Origin of the sequence: Akkermansia muciniphila, assembly GCF_900184965.1 — a bacterium.
In the GTDB taxonomy this organism is placed as follows: Bacteria; Verrucomicrobiota; Verrucomicrobiia; order Verrucomicrobiales; family Akkermansiaceae; genus Akkermansia; species Akkermansia muciniphila_A.
Window position 1 is genome coordinate 31,843 of record NZ_FXYA01000001.1, and the last position, 15,855, is coordinate 47,697.

Consider the following 15,855-nt stretch of genomic DNA (forward strand, 5'->3'; position numbering starts at 1 on the left):
GAAGCAGGAACTCACTGGGTGGCGGTTATTTTCAATAAAAGCCTTGGCAGGAACGGGAAATACCGTGTCCGCATGTCATTCGTGAGAGAATGTCTGCCCCGGGGTTGCCCGAAAAAAAGATGAGCTTTGATTTAGTCCCACAGTAAAAGCAACAAAAGAATTATCATGGAGATACCGGAGGAAATGATTGAAACGCTGGTGCCTGCCGTTCGGGAACAACTGGAGTCGCCGGACACCGCTTATGTTAAAAACTGTCTGGAGCGCCTGACAGGGCGGGAAAAACTGGAAGAACAGGAAGCTCTGGAACTGATGGCGCAGGCTCTGGCCATTACCATTAATGCGATGATGGTGGGGGGGCGCCCTTTTGATTCGGGAAAGTATAAGGCGCTTTTGAAAGATCTCCCGACTCTTCCGGATGAGGCTCCGTGATAAATCTCGACAATCTCCGGAATTGATTCATAATCCTTTCTTTCACTTGAAATTTTATGGCAAAAAAACCATTAGAAACAGGTGCTCCGGAAGCGTCCGCAGCTAAAAAAACGACTGCTCGCAAGACGGCGGCCAAAAAGACGGCCTCTACCACTAAAAAGGCCGCCGCAGCTGAAAAAAAATCTGCTGCTGACGCCGCTTCCGTAGAAGCACCCAAAACCAAAATCAAAACGGTCAAGTCCGCCCCGAAAACCGCGGTGAAGACAAAAACCGTGAAAACAGCCAAAAAGGCGGTTGATGAAAAGCCTCCTGTCTCTGAACCGGTTGTTGTCCCTTCCGAGGCCCCGGCTCCTTCCGCTCCCGTAGAAAAGGAGATGATGCCCGAAGCTTCCCAGAAGTCCCAGGCTGCCGCTCCGGTCAAGGTCAAGCGGGAATCGTTCCGCCCCAATCGCAATGCGGAACAGCAGGAACGCCATGAACAGCATGGCGGAGATGTCTTTGCCCAGCCGGAAACGGTGGGCGGCGCCTCCGAAGGTCCCTTTAACAAGCGCAAGCGCCGCCGCCGCAATAAAAAAGGCGGCGGTTCCGAAGACCGCCAACCTATGCAGGATGCCGCTTCTCTCAAGCAGCTGGATGGTAAGAAGGTGGCTTCCCGCGCTTGGAAAATGTTCCTGGCGGAAGTGTCTGAAGAAGGCCTTGCCCTGATGGACGACCAGACGGCGCGAGAGGCGGCCCGCCGCGCTTTCCGCTGTGCGGAATTCTTCATGATGGAGGAAGCGCGCCGCAAACATGCCCAGGAAGCTGCTCTCCAGCAACAGGAGAAAACTTCTTCTTCAGAAGAGGAACGGGATTCCGAAGAAGATTCCGGCGAAGAATAATTCCTGCCTGTGATGATGTTTTTGCCCTGCGGCGGATGCCGCAGGGCATTTTTGTATCCTCCGGGGCTGATTCTCTGGAATTTGAATGGTCGTGTTTTCTCCGGCGCATTGGGAGTCAGCATGCGTCAACCTTTTTCACCTGTGCTCAAAAAACAGCCTTTTCTCCAACCAGGGCAAGTTTTGAGAATGGAGAGCATTGAAGACGCCTGTATGAAAGCGGGCTTTATTTCATGTCATTCCCCGTTCTTGTTCCTCCTAAACTTTTTTGCCTCTCCATTTCCCGCTCTTGAGGTACCACCATGCCAGGGTGATCAGGGTAACGCCGTAAACGTGTTCGGAAAACCAACAGAGAGCTACATCCGGCTTGAGCCTGATGATTCCGTAATAAATGACAGCCGTGTAAACGGCCAGGGAAATCATTTCCATGATGAATCCCGCCTTGGTATTGCCTGTGCCGGATACGGCGTTGAACAGAATGAATGACGGAGCCATGATCAGTGTGGAAGAAGCCATTACATACACGGAATTAACGCTGGCGGCAATCAGGGACGGGCTGTCCGTGAAGGTGCGGAGGACGAGTTCCGGAAACAGGCACAGTATCATGAGCAGGGGGATCAGGATGGCGTATGTCAGTTTGAGGGTCATGCCGCAGGTTTTAAACAGGCAGCGCTGTTCTCCCGCGCCTATCTGGTTACTGATAAGAGCTCCTGCCGTGGTCGCAAAAGCGCTGATTACCATGATCAACAGGGCGGAAATGTTGCGCACGATGTTGGTGACGGCCAGCGGGCGTTCTCCTAAATGTTCAATCGCCAGGAAAAAAATAAACCAGATGGAGACGGAAATGAAAGATTGCACCATGGTCCATCCGGAAATGGACAGCATCCCCTTCAGCAGATGGGGGCGGAGTGCGAACGCCCGGCGAAAGCCGTATTTCCGTTTATCCGCCGTTATGCTTGTGTAGACGATGAAAAAGAGAAGGGAGACTGCTTCCGACACGCTGGAAGCAATGGCCGCTCCTGCAATGCCCGCGGCGGGGAAGCCGCCTTTCCCGAAAATGAGGCAGTAATTCAGCGCAACATTGCTCAGGAGCATGACAAGGGAATTGACCGTCAGAATCTTCGTCTGGGTAATTCCCACGTAATAGGCGCGGAACATCACGCAGAGGAAAGAGAAAAAGACACCGTAGGTGCGCCAGTGAAGGTAATCCGCCGTGGCTTTGTACACCTGTGGGGAATCAATGATGTCCCGCAGGATAATGGGGGAAAAATATTGAGATGCGGCAAAAAGAGCTATCGCCAGGACCAGCATGAAATAACAGCCCTGGATCATGGTGGGGGCAATCCTGTTGTAACGGCGTTCCCCGTTTCGGCGCGCAATGATGATTTGTGCGCCGAAACCGAAGCCGAACGCCAACATGAACATGGCCATGTAATACACGCCGCCCAGGGCGCACGCTCCCAGCGCCACGTCCCCCACGCGTCCTAGGAAGACAGCATCCGTCAGGCCGATCATATGCTCAATGATCAGGCTGATCATGAGGGGGTATGACATGAGCCATATCTTTTGGTAGGAAGTAAAAGAAGGATTATTCATAGCGGGGGCAGCCTGCGGGCATGGTTCGCCGAGGGCAGGCGCTAAAGGCCCAATATTTTTGAATTAAAATGTTTTCTTGCAAGAAAGAAATTCGTTTGCTTTCTCACATGTCGTGAAAATGCGGGTAATATTCCGGTTCAACTGAGAGGCAGTCTGGTTTCCGGATACCGCAGGGGGGATTTGGTGGGTTGTTTCATGAACGCCAGCACGAAAGCCACCATGCCTACGCGTCCCACAATCATGTTGAACACGATCATCCATTTGCCGACATCGCTGAGTTCCGGAGTGACGTTCCAGGAAAAGCCTACTGTGGCGAAAGAACTGACCACTTCGAAAAACAGGCGTTCCAGGCTCAACTGCGGTTCCGCAAAACACATGACCGTAGTCATCATGCCCACCCAGGCTCCGGCAAGGATGACGGTGATGACGGCCCGTTCCACCACATTGCGGGCAATCCGGCGCTTGTGCATGACCACGTCCTTCTTACCCTGTAAGATGCGCGCCACCTCCCCGCAGGAAACGGCGAATGCGGTGGTATGGACCCCTCCCGTGGTGGAACCGGGATTGCCGCCGATGAACATGAGAGCCCCCAGAAACAAGGCGTATGGAACGCTGTTGAGCGCCATGTCCGAGATGTTGAACCCTGCTGTGCGCGCCGTTGCGTTAAACAGGCTCTCCCATAAAATCCAGTACCAAGGGTCGGCAGACGTAAACAGGCTGCCGTCAATTATTTTAATCAGGAACAGGATCAGCCCGCCGCCAAGCACCAGCGCGGCGGTCATGCGTACGACCAGCCAGCTGTATGTGGACCAGTGGCGGCTGACGGTGTTCCGGGCATCCCAGCCCAGTGCGACTCTGGCCCGGCGGACGATTTCCAGATACATGGCGAATCCCAGGCTGCCGCAAAGCACCATGACCATAATGGTAATCTGGCCGCCCATATTGTAGGCTACGCCCGGCGTGGCCAGGTTATCCGCAAACAGGCTGAATCCCGCATTGCAGAAACCGGAAACGGAATGGAAGACGGCGTACCACCAGAGCGTGTCTCCCTCCAGCCCCGGAACATGTCTCCAGGAAAAATAGAGGCCTATGGCGCCCAGCGCTTCCACCCCGAACGTGACGGCAATAATATTCTTGATGAACCGGTCTACCTGGGCAATGCCTTCTTCATCCAGCAGGTTGCTGATGGTTACTTTGGAACGCAGGCTCAACCCCTGGCCAACCATCAGGGAGACGAAATAAGTGAACGTCATGATGCCGAAAGCTCCCACCTGGAAAAGTGCCAGCAAAATGGTCTGTCCGTAATTGGTGAAGTGTTCATGAACATTCAGGGGGACCAGCCCCGTGACGCAGACGGCGCTGGTGCTGATGAAATAGGCGTCCGTGGCGGAAAGGACGATGCCGTCCTTGGTAGCTCCCGGCGACATGAGAAGAGTTCCTCCCAGCGCAATGAAGGCAATCAGGGTAAGCAGGAAAAGAAGGGCGGGACGAATGCGCGGGAGGTGGAAGCCCCTGTTCCGGCGGGCGATGCGGAAAAAATATTCCTTGAGGTTCAGCAGAGGGGCGGCTCCGTAGCAGAGGCAGAGCGCGCGGAAAATGTTCTGAAGCTCTATTTTGGAGATAAAGGTGGAATGGAAAAAGTCGCCTGCCAGCATGACCAGAATCACCAGCCCCAGCCCCAGTTCTACCCACCGGGGGTTGCGGATGGCCCTGGCAAGCCATTTTTCCCGCAAAATGCCGATGACGCCCGTGAGCTGGCCCAGCACCAGGAAGGAGAGAATTTCGCGGAAATAGCGCAGGGAAAGCTGGTCTTCATGAATTTCCCCGAAGCCGTTCCACCACAGCAGCCACATCAATGCGGCCAGTGTGCACAGGCCGAACCCCATTTCCATGACCTCAAAACGGTTCAATAGCGGTTTTTCATTCGTCTCATTCACAAGCCTGCAATGGTGATGCCTCTGATGCTGGGGGGGAGACTACTGCATACGGAAAGATTTGAGAAGCCCTTATATCGTTTCCAGGCGGTCCTGGCTGGAGGCAGGAAGGCGCCTTTGGGAAAAATTTTTTTCATGTGAAGGAAAATAGTTGCCAATCCGGCGCCGCCGTGCATAATAAGCCCCGTTCTTACCAAACCATGTGCGCTCGTGGCGGAATTGGTAGACGCGCTAGATTCAGGTTCTAGTGGGGGTTCCCCCGTGAAGGTTCGAGTCCTTTCGGGCGCACCAAACAAGGCCCTGCAAGTTAACTGCTTGCAGGGCCTTACTGGTTTTATGATGTATTCGTGCATTGGCTTTGACGCAACGCCGGAAGATTGGTGAAGGGGCTGGATAAGGATTATTGCTCCGTTGTTAAGGAACGCCTGTGGTTTTCAGGGGAGGGGGCGTTGCCTTTTTGGGAGTGGATGCCTGCGAATTGTTCATGCGCCAGCTTCATGAACATGCAGGAGGAACATTTCCTTTCAGCGGTAATGCGTTGTCTGCGCTCCTGGTCGTAAAGTTTCTCGTAGCGTTCGGCGCGTTTCATTTCCCTCCAGAGGAAGATGCCCATCACGGCTGCCACGGAGGCGCCGTTTTGAACGTATTCAAGCAGGGGATTGAGTTCAGAAGTCGCCATGCAAACAACAGCAAGGGTGTTGGCTAAGACGACACTTGTAGTAACAGCGGTCTGGGTCATGGGTAAGGAAAGGTTATGTTTCGAAACTTCTGCGCGCTTCGGAAATGCTTCCGAATTGATGGAGCTGCAAATGCAGCGGATCTGTAAAGGATTTCCATGTTCCTCCCCAGTCCAGGCCGTCAATATTTGCGTAAAGTTTACCCAGAGTGGCGTAAAGAGGATGATTTGCCAGGTAGTTGCGGCCTTGGAAAATTCCAAAATCCCAGGCCAGGCCGAAGTTGTGCCAGCTTTGGCCGCCACGGGCATTCGTTACTTTCGGGCGTTGTCCGTAGAGGGCCTCCTGTTCGGCATACGTGCGCGTTCCGCAGATAATTTTTACTTCATATCCCTGGTTAACAGCTTCATCTAGGGCCAGTTTGAACCATTGCCGGGCGGCTTTTTGCGCTTCCGGCAGCAGGGTGGAGATGTTCCGTTCAGTGCGTTCGTCAAAGCATCCGGTCTCCATTTTGTATCGGTCAGCGTCCGTAGCCCAGCGTTCCGCTCCGGCCCGCGTGCCGTTGCCGGGAATGCCGTCAATGGCGCCGTGGTAGTATCCGGCCAGACGCAAGAGCCTTTGCCAGTAGAAGGTATCTTTCTGAAGGTCGGAAATGCTGTTAGCCATTGTCGTGGTCTTCCTGTTCCTTTTTCCGGTCTTTGGTGACGATGCCGATGAGTCCTGCCGCCGCCATGCCTGCGGCGATAATCTGGTCGGCAAGCGTTTGTTCGATAGTGGCTCCGCAGGCTGTGGCCAGGGCAAGGAGGCCCAGCCATGTGGAACGTTCCGTCAGTCGGTTGAGAATGTATTTGAACATGTGATTGTCGATTAGCGTTAAAAAGTTTTCTCTGTACGGAGAGCTCCAGTTTGCCGGGGATGCTCAAGGCGCCGGAAAAAGATTTTTCCCGGAGTCTCTTATCTGTGAGGCAGGCAGGGGCTGGCCTCCGTGCAAGTTGTTCTGATGTTGGTGCCGCGATTTGCAAAGATTCCGCGGATACTTTTATTGCTTGCCCTAATCGGCAAAATCCGTCACAGGAAACGATACTTGTCTTTTATTCATGAAGATACCATAATGCGCCAACCAACGCCATTATGAATAACCGTTTAACATCGTTTATCATCCGCAGATTTCTACCATTTCTTCGATATGAATATCTCAGGGAATTGGAAGCGTACCTCAGAAAAGAGGTAACCAATTTCCCAACAGTAATTCCTCCTGAACCTTTTTCCGACCGCCAACAGCTGGAGGCATACCGCAGGGCTCTCGGGCAAACTATTATTTCCGGCATTTGTTACCGGATGTACGGCCTTAAAAAGGAGACGGACAGGATTTACCGTATTTTCCACCTTTTGCAAACGTGCAGTTCCGGTGAAGCTACTGCGGATTTGCGGGAATACGCCGAATCGTTGGGCGTTTCCGTCAACAGAGATTTTTCCAATGGAATTGAACTCGCCGTTCTGCATTTTCTGGACGGCAATATCAGCTTGCTCAGGCAGATTGAGGAATTGCATTCCATTAAAAAGAGGAAATCGTATCGTATTCTTCCCCCCATGAAAGATGCGCTTCCTTTCCCCATGATTACGGAGAAAGAAAGGGAGAAGGAAAAAGAAGGCTGCCGTCAATATCTGTCCCGAATTTTGTCACAGAAGGGGATGACTGACGTATGCGTTATCAGCTGTGACCGGATTTCCTCTGATTACTGGTTTACCATCAAACGGGGGCATTATCAGGAAACCGTTGATGAGGTTGACACGTCGGCCAAAGAGATAATCAGCAGCATACGTACTCCCGGGAATACGGACATTGTCATCTACAGGGGGAGTTCGAAATGCCTGTACATCAATTTACAGGTCAGCGCCAGAATCCAATGGATGATGCGGGCCTATGCCGTCATTGCTGGTCGCATGCTGTTCGGCTCGGATATTTGGGAATTAAGGAACCGCTACACCCTGAGCGTATTTAATAAGAAGCCCATCGCCGACATTGAGGTGTTCAATAATATTCCGGGTCTGCGAAGGGTTGCTGTTTATAAGCTTGTCATGTCCAGGCCTCTCCATGCAAGGAAGAGGACGGAGAAAGAGGTGTTGATGAGGGGATTTACAGGCACTTACAAAAGCCTTTCCGAGCTTGGCGATGAAGACGGCCCCCTGATTGTCGTCCCCAGCGGGTTCCATGTGGACAAAGCGTTTTTTTATTTTGAGTTTGAAGAAGGAGACCCGAAAACCGTTTCTTTGACTCCCGATTCCAATGGCCTGGAATTGGAAAGCGAGCAATACACGCTCATTGATATGTATTTTGAACAGGCTGGTTTTGACCAGTTGTACAATAGGATTCATGGAGCTTAATTACGGCAATATCCTCAATATCATTATTGAAAGTGAGAGCCTGGAGTCTCCCGATTGGATATGGAAAGCCAGGGTGGGAGGGGATTTTTATCCGGGGCACTGGGTATGCGGCTGTAAACTTGCCGGAATATCCGGTGACTATTACAACCCCGACGATATCGGCAATCCTTTGAAAGTGGTGGCTCTGCCTCCGGAAGAAGAGCCTTTTTACGAGTACGGAGGGCACCCCGGGGAAGAAGACCGCAGGCGTTTTTATGTATTGAAGGAACCCTGCTGCCGGGAGCCTGTTGAGAGGAGCGAGCTTTTCGTGCATGCCCTGGTGTTCAGGAAGATTGCTTTGAATATTGCCCGTTCCTGCGGAAAGACGGAGAGGGAAATCAGCGGAACGGAGCTGATTCCGGAGTGCCTGATCAGGCTTTTTGATTTTCCCGTAACCGCCTATTTTGCTTTTGCTTTTGATGAGCGGCTGGTTTCCAGATGCCTGCGCGTCATCCGGCAGGCACAGCCGGAAAGGCCCTTTCTTCTCTTGGTGATGGGGAAGCGTTGGCGGACTGCCGCCATGGAGGCTGCAATTGTTGAGAAGTACAAAGGCATCGTTGTTTCCATTCCCGACGTCATGGTGACGACGAAAGATGGATTTGCCTGGGCATACGGCTATTCCTGGGAGTGGCTCAGGCAGGGCATGCCTGTGCATGCGCGCACGGGGGAAAGCCTTCCAACCGGCGCCATGTGGGAGGATCTGTGGATTTCTGTGACCGATGAGCGGGAAATAGTCTTTTCCTGTTCACGGGGCGGTGGAGAAGTGAAGGAATTCATGAGGTTTTCCTATCGGGAGGAAAAACGTTTTTTCAGCAGGCAACGGGCGGCGGCGGGCCAGGATTCCACGAAGCCGGCTTATAAGATGCTGTTTTTGTACGTAATGAATCCGGATAAAGCCTGTTTGGACAAGGAACTTCTAAAAAGGGCTGGGATAGGGAATGAGGCGGAAGCCAGGTCGGATTTGAGAAAAGTTCTTGTGGAAAGACTACCCCAGCTGGCGGAAAGGGATCCGTTTACAAAGAAAAGGGAGAAGTCAAGGCAGGGTATGTACCGCCGGTTCCAGGTAGTTCCCTGTAAATCTTATATCCGTCCTTTGGAACTGATGCTTTCGCTTGAAAGGAAGCAGGAAAGGCACAGGTAGGAGGGCAAGCCGTTATAAACCCTCCCCATAAGTGGCTAGCTGGATGAGCTTATTCGTCCAGCTAGCCGCTTTATTTTGGTAAATATATGAATTTCAAATAATAATGATGATGAAGATGTAGGGCGTTTTTCGCTAGCTGGATAAGTCCGCACAGGGTTGGTGAATATGCACGAAAAGCAATCACAACCATTGTCGGAAACCGTGGAAAACCACGCCTTATACCTCGTTCAGCGCCTCCGAACAAAAGCAGAATCCATCGGGTTTCAGATATCTGAGGAAGAATATCTGGATGTCCTCCAACGGTTCAGAATCCGGTGCTGGGAAATTTGCCGCCGTTACCGGAAAAGCGGAGGCGCGGGCATGAAAACATACCTGGGCAATGTAACCATTTTTGAGCCGGAACGCTATTTGCGCGAGAGGAACCGGAAGAAGAGGCTGCTGTTGCGGGAAGCCCGTCCGCTTGAATATGAAGATGGCCGGGAAATTGACGCTGACGGGCATTCGGACTTCCTTTCCGGTCTGATGTTCCGGGAAGACTTCGAGCGGGAAATGGAATCCCTGGAGCCGCAGGAAAGGGAGCTGGTTGAGGCATTGATTGACGCTGAAGGAAATTTGTCACGGGCAGCCAGAAGCATTCATCTGGAGGAAAGCAGGGCGCGCCGCCTCAGGAAACGGCTCCGGGAAGAAAAATTCACTTTTTTAAGAAATGGGCGGCGAATTTCCGGAAACGCGGCAAGCAATCATTGTGAAGGCAGATGAACGTTCTTTCTTTTCTGGTGCATGCCCTGTCCGGGACAGCTCCGTGAAGATCCGTTTATTCACTTTATCAAGAACCATAAGCATTTGAAAAACAAAATGATGAATACAACAAAAACATGCGGGAATTCCAGTTCCCGGCCTCAGCGTTCGGAAAGTTCCCTTTCCTGGCCCGTGGCAGATGCCGCGGCAGGCCCCTCCCATAACCCCCTGCTTCCTGTAGGCACGATTACCGGAGATATCAGGAACAACGACATTGTTTTTCCCCGCCTGAACATTGTTCAAAGCGTAGGCGCTCTTTCCGGGATATTTTCCCCCGGCAGCATCATCCTCAACAGGGAAGTCGTGCTTTCCGACGGAAGCGTCCCACTGGAGCTTTCCGTGCTTTCCGCGCGCAAGCAGTTTATTGAAAAACTTCCCTTTGATTCCGTGGAGAAGCCTGCCGTTTTCAATTCTCTGGAAGAGGTAAAAGCCTCCGGAGGCACGGTCGGCAGAGATCCGGGAAACCGGCCTTCTTTCACTCCCATCCTGCATGTGCAGGCGCTTTTCAAGGCGCCGGAGGGCGTGGATTATCCCTTTCCCCTGGAGTACGAAGGAGAGGCTTTCGGGCTGGCCGCCTGGTCCCTGCGCGGCATGGCTTATTACCTTGCGGGGCGCGACATCCTCACGGCTTCCAGATTTGCCCTGAAGAATGAATTGTTCGCCGGCAAGTGGAAGCTGACTACCAGGCTCAGGAGACTGGAACATAATGGCATTTTCATTCCCGCGCTGCGCAGTGCGGGCCGCAGTACACCGGAATTCTCCTCCTTCATCAGGAGCATCGGTTAAATTTTACTCACCCTCCGCAACGAAGAGCAGCGCTCATGAGCAGTCCAATCAAGAGATTATTCGTCAACGGGTTCCCGAGCCTCTACGGAGGAGCGGGAACGGAACTTCACCACCAGATCATTGTCTGGCGCAAGATGGGCGTGGAAGTCCATCTCATTCCCTCCTGGGATTACCACGGGGAGCCTCTTTACAACGAGATGGTTTCCTTGGGCGTCATCATGCACGCCCCCGCGGACTGGTCGGCCGTCCAACCCGGCGACCCCGTGCTCGGTTTCTGCAATGCTGGCTTCCTCAACGCCTTGCCGGAAATACGCAGGCATACGAAACGCACAGTTTTCATCAACTGCATGACGTGGCTTTTCCCCAGGGAAAAGGAGGCCATGCAAAAGGGGGAAATCGCCATGTTCCTCTATCAGAATGAAGCCGTCCGCCAGGAAGCCATGCCCGTGCTGCGCAAGCTCAACGGCGACCCGCAAGTGCAGTTCCTGACCTTCAGGCCCTATTTCCATGCGGAATCCTTTCCCTTTATCCGGGAACGCGATGAGGATTTCTTCGGCTGCGGGCGCATCTCCCGCCAGGATGCCGACAAGTTCGCGGCCAACACCCTGCATATCTACGGCGCATTCGTATCCCCCGTGCAGAAGCGCGGCCTTTTCCTCGGTTTTGACAAGAGGAGCGAAGCCAAGATAGGCCGGCCCTTCGACTGGATTCGGATTGCCCGCAATCAAAGGGAAGTTTCCCAGCAGGATTTTTACAGGCACAGCCGGATCATCCTCCAGCCGACGGATACGACGGAGAACTGGCCCCGCATCGGCTTTGAGGCGATGGCCAGCGGCAGCGTGCTCATTGTGGACAACCGGGGCGGGTGGCGGCAGATGGTGGAGCACGGCAAAACAGGATGGCTGTGCGGCAACGAAAGGGATTTCATCTACTACGCTTCCAAAATGGCCTGTGAACCGAATCTTCGCGACGACATGGCGGAGGCGGCCCGGGCGCGCGGCCTGGAGCTGGGCGGGCTGGATGTTTCCCTGGAGAGCTGGAAGGAAGTGCTGGAGGCGATGGCAAGACTCCCGGAATGAACATGGAACGGAAAACCGGCCTTATGAATAAAAAATATGTTTCCCCGTGTTTCCTGCCCGGCATGCGGCTGGGCAACATCATGTTCACGCTGGCGGCCGCCTGTGCCCACGCCCGTACCGTAGGGGTGGAGTGCCGGGTGCCCTGGGCTTACAATGACGCTTCCCTGATGCTGCGCTCCCGGCTCGGCGGCTGGGTGCTCCCTTCTACGCCGTGCGGCACTAATGAACCTCCATCCTGGCAGGAACCTTCCTTTTCCTATTGTCCGGTTCCCTCCCGCATCCGGACGGGCGGGCTTCGCGGCTACTTCCAGAGCGCGCGGTATTTTGAAGGGCAGGAAGCGTTCATCCGGGCGCTTTTCGCGCCTCTCACCGCGGAGAAGGAGCCCGGCGCCGTTGGCATTCACATCCGGCTTGGGGACTACAGGCGCCTCCGTGACAAGCACCGCATTCTGGACCCTGGTTTCCTGCGGAGGGCCGCAGGGCATTTATCATCCGGGAAGAACCGTCTGGTGCTGTTCAGCGATGAGCCGGACGAGGCGGCGGAGATGCTTGCGCGCGTGCCGGCATTCGGACGCTTTGCGCTGGAAATCGACCGCGGCGCTCCGTGCGAATCCCTCCGCCGCATGACGGCGATGGAGGAACTCGTCATGTCGTGTTCTTCCTTTTCCTGGTGGGGCGCGTGGCTGGGAAATACCCGGAAGGTCATCGTTCCGCGCGACTGGTTTGTCGGCGGTGTGGAAGACTACCGGGATATTTACCTGCCCCATTGGGTAACACTGTAATTCCGCCACGAACCCATACCCGTAAAACAATGAATACGAGAACCGTTACAAGCCTCTGGGTGGGCGGGGAACTTCCCCTGATGTCCGTTCTGTGCATCAAATCGTTCCTGGACCATGGCCATGCTTTCCAGCTTTTCACCTACCGGAATTACGACAATATTCCCGCGGGAACGCTTGTGCGCGATGCGCGGGATATTCTCCCGGAGGAGGCGATTTTCCATGATTCCCACAATAGCCTGGCGCCGTTTTCCGATTGGTTCCGCATGAAATTCCTTTCACAGGAAGGCGGCTTCTGGGTGGATATGGACGTCATCTGCCTGGGTGATGAACTTCCTGCCTCTCCTCTCTGGTTCTGCAGGGAGTGGGCGGAGGTGGTGGCCGTAGGCGCCATGGCCTTTCCTCCCGGTCATTCCGTTCCCGCAACCCTGTGCCGCCTTGCTGAGGATCCGGCGCTCCGCGTCCCCTGGGACTCTCCGGAAGAAGTCCGGGCCAAGGAGGAACTGCTCCGCCGTGTGCCGGATGTCGCCGATCGCCGGCGCCAGGTGCCATGGGGATTTTGCGGCCCCACCGGGATGACGCGCGCGTTGCGCCACTGCGGCCTGTTTGACCGGGCCGCTCCGTCTTCCCACATGTATCCGGTCCCCTGGACGAGATGGCGCGACTGCTACAACGGCAGCATACGCCTTGCCGGGCCGGAATTGTCCAATGCCTGGTGCGTCCACCTCTGGGGAGAGATGGCCAGGCGGGAGCCGGACGCCTGGGAAAATATGAGCCGCAACAGCATGGCAGGCGAGCTGCTGGACAGGCATCTGCCGGGCCACGCCTGGAAGCCTGCCCCCGGGCCGCGTAAAAAAGTGAATATCCTGGTGGGCATCTGCAGCTGCACAGGCGCGGCGAACCGCCGCAAGGCGTGCCGGGAGACCTGGCTTTCCCATCCTCAGGAGGGTGTGGAATGCAGATTTTTCCTGGGGCGGCGCACTCCTTTGCCCAATGAGCCCGATGTAGTGGCCCTTTGGGTGGAGGACGATTACAGGCACCTGCCCGCCAAGGGGCTTGCCTTTTATCAATATGCCCTGGAACATTATGACTTTGACTGGCTTTTCAAGTGCGACGACGATACCTGGCTGGCGCTTGACCGCCTGGAAAGCCTCTGCGACGGCCGCTATGACCTTGTGGGCGACATGTCCCTGGCGGACAGGGGGGTCCCCAGCGGCGGAGCGGGCTACCTGATGAGCCGGGCGCTTGTGGAGGGCATTGTGGCGCACGGCAGCCGGGTTCCCGCCGTCGGGGCGGAGGACGTCATCTTCGGCCGGCTGGCGCGGGAACTGGGCGCGCGCGTCCATGCCACGCCGCGCCTCTTCCTCAGCCATGCTCCGGCGCCCCACCGCCTGAATGACCAGGTGAGCGCCCATTGGTGCTCTCCGGGCAGGATGCACGGCATTGAGGCCCTTTTCCATGATGAGCCGGTGGCCGTTTATGACGCCGTGCATCCCCATTGGAGGGACGAACTCCTGTTTTTTGCCCGGGGCCGTTTCATGCGCGGCGCCGGCGGCTGCGCCGGGCGCTACGTCCTGCAGGACGGGCTTCTCACGCTGTTCTGGGATGACTGGGCGCCGGAAGCTCTGGAAAAAAACGGCAGCGGATTTTCCCGCGGTCCGTTCTTCCTGACCCCTGCCGCCGGCAGCCGGCAGCTTCCTTTTCCGGAGTCCGTGTCCTGACGGGCATGGCCTCCATTCCCTGTTCTTCCCATCCGTCCGCCGTGGTGCGGCACGGGGAAGGAAGATGAACCAATCCAATCGGCGCCTTTCGCGCCGCAATAAAACAACAATCATCACACAATGTTTACCAACGATCAACAAAATGACGACCCCTCTTTGAACAGGGGTTCCGCAAACATGATTAACTCCAACCCCGCCGCCGGGCTTCCCGATGCGGCCAGCCAGCCTGGCGCGCCTGGCGCCGCGACATCCCTCAACGCCATGTCCACCCCCATCCAGCCCTACGGCGCGGATACCGTCATTTATGAAAAATCCGACAACTTCGTTCAGACGTCTGCCGGAGCCGATGTCTTCATGTCTCCAGTCAACGACACCTTTACCGTCCCGGAAGGCGGGGCCACGGTTGTGGCCAGCCTGACGGTGGATGACTGGGGCAAGCTGACCATTTCCGGACCGGGCGGCACGTTTGAGCTGGACCTGACCTCCGCCGCCGATGAACCCGGAGAACTGGGAGGCCACCAGGAATGGTCCAAATCAGGCTCCTTTGAGTTATCCGAAGGCACGTACACTCTCTCCATCACGCACCAGAACATCGACATGCCGCACAACGAATACAACCAGTCCGTGTGCAGGTACTCCGTGACGGTGACCGCGCATGGGGACTCCAGCAGCAGTTCAAGCAGTTCGGACACCCCTCCTTCTTCCCTGTCGAGCAGCTCCTCTTCGGATGTGCCGCCGGAGGAAAAGGAAATCTGCTGCCGTTGCGGTACGTGCACGGACGCGGAAGGCAATGAATACACCATTGCGGCGGAAAAACTGCCGGGTGACCCCGGCGTGGAAATCTGCATGTCCCAGGCCGAATTCCTGGCCAGGGGAGGGGCGCCGTCTCCCGCGGCCTTCAGCTTCCGCTCCGCGGAAAACGCCCGTGAAACGGCGGAAGCCTGCGGCGGCCTGAAATACGTGAGCCCGTGGGCCTGGCGCGCCCATCTGGACGAAACGTCCGGCCTCATCACCATGGTGCCTCCGGCGGGCGCCGCGCTTTACTTCAACGTGCAGGCCGGTTCCGATACGGCCCTGCCTGCGGGCATCTCCCGCAAGCGCGACTTCAGGGTGCAGCTGCTGGATGAAACCCTGGCTCCTGCCGTTTCCGGCGCCCCCGCCTACCTTTCCCTGGTGGACGCGGACGGGCAGAAAATCCGCTTCTCTGCGGAAACCGGCGCTGTGGTCGGCATGACCTCCGCCTTCGGCAGGGTTCTTCTGGCGGAAGACTACTTCCGGAATGTGAGCAATACGTATGACCATGAGGGCAGCCTGGTAAGCAGCTACAGCGCCGCGGAGGGGCTGATGCGCACCCGGACTGGAGCGGACGGAGAACTCGTCATGGAATGGTACGCTCCCGCCGCCGTCACGGTCCTGGCCGACGGAACATACGAGGTAACGGGGGAACCTTATAAAACCTCCTCCTTCCTGTCCTCGGAAGAAAACGGCGTGCGGACCACCGTCATCACGCGCCAGCAGCGCGGACTGCCGGCCCACACCATCACCCGTACGGAAGAACCCGGCAGAGTCAGCATCGCCAAAGGCCAGGGGGACGACACCATCATCCGCACCATTGAAAC

At 55.6% G+C, this 15,855-nt stretch carries 15 protein-coding genes and 1 tRNA gene; 11 read left to right on the top strand and 5 right to left on the bottom strand.

What is annotated here, in order from left to right:
- Positions 1-165: 165 nt before the first annotated feature.
- Positions 166-429 (top strand): hypothetical protein, encoded by a 264-nt coding sequence (locus tag CI070_RS00115; RefSeq protein ID WP_094136356.1) that lies wholly within the window; start codon positions 166-168, stop codon positions 427-429.
- A 56-nt stretch (positions 430-485) separates the two neighbouring features.
- Positions 486-1,307, top strand: coding sequence for a hypothetical protein (locus CI070_RS00120; RefSeq protein WP_094136357.1), 822 nt, complete (start codon positions 486-488; stop codon positions 1,305-1,307).
- A 255-nt stretch (positions 1,308-1,562) separates the two neighbouring features.
- Here CI070_RS00120 and CI070_RS00125 read toward each other — a convergent pair whose 3' ends face one another.
- Together CI070_RS00125 and CI070_RS00130 are read right to left on the bottom strand one after the other, a co-directional pair.
- Positions 1,563-2,900: an MATE family efflux transporter gene (locus CI070_RS00125; RefSeq protein ID WP_094136358.1), complete on the bottom strand. Its 1,338-nt coding sequence runs from the start codon at positions 2,898-2,900 to the stop codon at positions 1,563-1,565.
- 137 nt (positions 2,901-3,037) lie between these two features.
- Entirely contained in the window at positions 3,038-4,837 is a 1,800-nt protein-coding gene (locus CI070_RS00130) for a TrkH family potassium uptake protein (RefSeq protein WP_143245600.1), read from the bottom strand.
- Positions 4,838-5,038: 201 nt separating this feature from the next.
- Between CI070_RS00130 and CI070_RS00135 the strand changes: the two genes are divergently transcribed.
- Positions 5,039-5,125 (top strand) — tRNA-Leu (locus CI070_RS00135).
- Between the two features lie 109 nt (positions 5,126-5,234).
- Here the strand turns inward: CI070_RS00135 and CI070_RS00140 are convergent.
- From CI070_RS00140 to CI070_RS00150, 3 genes are read right to left on the bottom strand one after another with little or no spacing between them, the layout of a single operon-like run.
- The gene (locus CI070_RS00140; RefSeq protein ID WP_012420174.1) at positions 5,235-5,573 is read right to left on the bottom strand and encodes a hypothetical protein; all 339 of its coding nucleotides are present in this window, start codon (positions 5,571-5,573) and stop codon (positions 5,235-5,237) included.
- Positions 5,574-5,586: 13 nt separating this feature from the next.
- Positions 5,587-6,174, bottom strand: a complete 588-nt coding sequence (locus CI070_RS00145; RefSeq protein ID WP_094136360.1) for a M15 family metallopeptidase — start codon at positions 6,172-6,174, stop codon at positions 5,587-5,589.
- Positions 6,167-6,364, bottom strand: a complete 198-nt coding sequence (locus CI070_RS00150; protein ID WP_094136361.1) for a hypothetical protein — start codon at positions 6,362-6,364, stop codon at positions 6,167-6,169. The genes CI070_RS00145 and CI070_RS00150 overlap by 8 nt, the downstream gene beginning before the upstream one ends.
- A gap of 533 nt (positions 6,365-6,897) precedes the next feature.
- On the opposite strand from CI070_RS00150, the gene CI070_RS00155 reads away from it, so the two are divergent.
- From CI070_RS00155 to CI070_RS00190, 8 genes are all read left to right on the top strand, one after another.
- Positions 6,898-7,893, top strand: a complete 996-nt coding sequence (locus tag CI070_RS00155; RefSeq protein WP_143247148.1) for a hypothetical protein — start codon at positions 6,898-6,900, stop codon at positions 7,891-7,893.
- Positions 7,883-9,073, top strand: coding sequence for a hypothetical protein (locus CI070_RS00160; protein ID WP_094136363.1), 1,191 nt, complete (start codon positions 7,883-7,885; stop codon positions 9,071-9,073). The genes CI070_RS00155 and CI070_RS00160 overlap by 11 nt, the downstream gene beginning before the upstream one ends.
- Before the next feature lie 360 nt (positions 9,074-9,433).
- On the top strand, positions 9,434-9,832 hold the full coding sequence (locus CI070_RS00165) for a hypothetical protein (RefSeq protein ID WP_143245602.1): 399 nt from the start codon (positions 9,434-9,436) through the stop codon (positions 9,830-9,832).
- Between the two features lie 171 nt (positions 9,833-10,003).
- A complete protein-coding gene (locus tag CI070_RS00170) occupies positions 10,004-10,657 on the top strand; it encodes a hypothetical protein (protein WP_143245603.1) in 654 nt (217 codons plus the stop codon).
- Between the two features lie 35 nt (positions 10,658-10,692).
- Entirely contained in the window at positions 10,693-11,736 is a 1,044-nt protein-coding gene (locus tag CI070_RS00175) for a glycosyltransferase (protein ID WP_094136366.1), read from the top strand.
- Positions 11,737-11,759: 23 nt separating this feature from the next.
- Positions 11,760-12,518, top strand: a complete 759-nt coding sequence (locus CI070_RS00180; protein ID WP_172973306.1) for an alpha-1,2-fucosyltransferase — start codon at positions 11,760-11,762, stop codon at positions 12,516-12,518.
- A 29-nt stretch (positions 12,519-12,547) separates the two neighbouring features.
- The gene (locus CI070_RS00185) at positions 12,548-14,236 is read left to right on the top strand and encodes a hypothetical protein (protein ID WP_094136367.1); all 1,689 of its coding nucleotides are present in this window, start codon (positions 12,548-12,550) and stop codon (positions 14,234-14,236) included.
- Positions 14,237-14,413: 177 nt separating this feature from the next.
- The coding region (locus CI070_RS00190) for a hypothetical protein (protein WP_143245604.1) at positions 14,414-15,855 on the top strand (1,442 nt) is incomplete at its 3' end.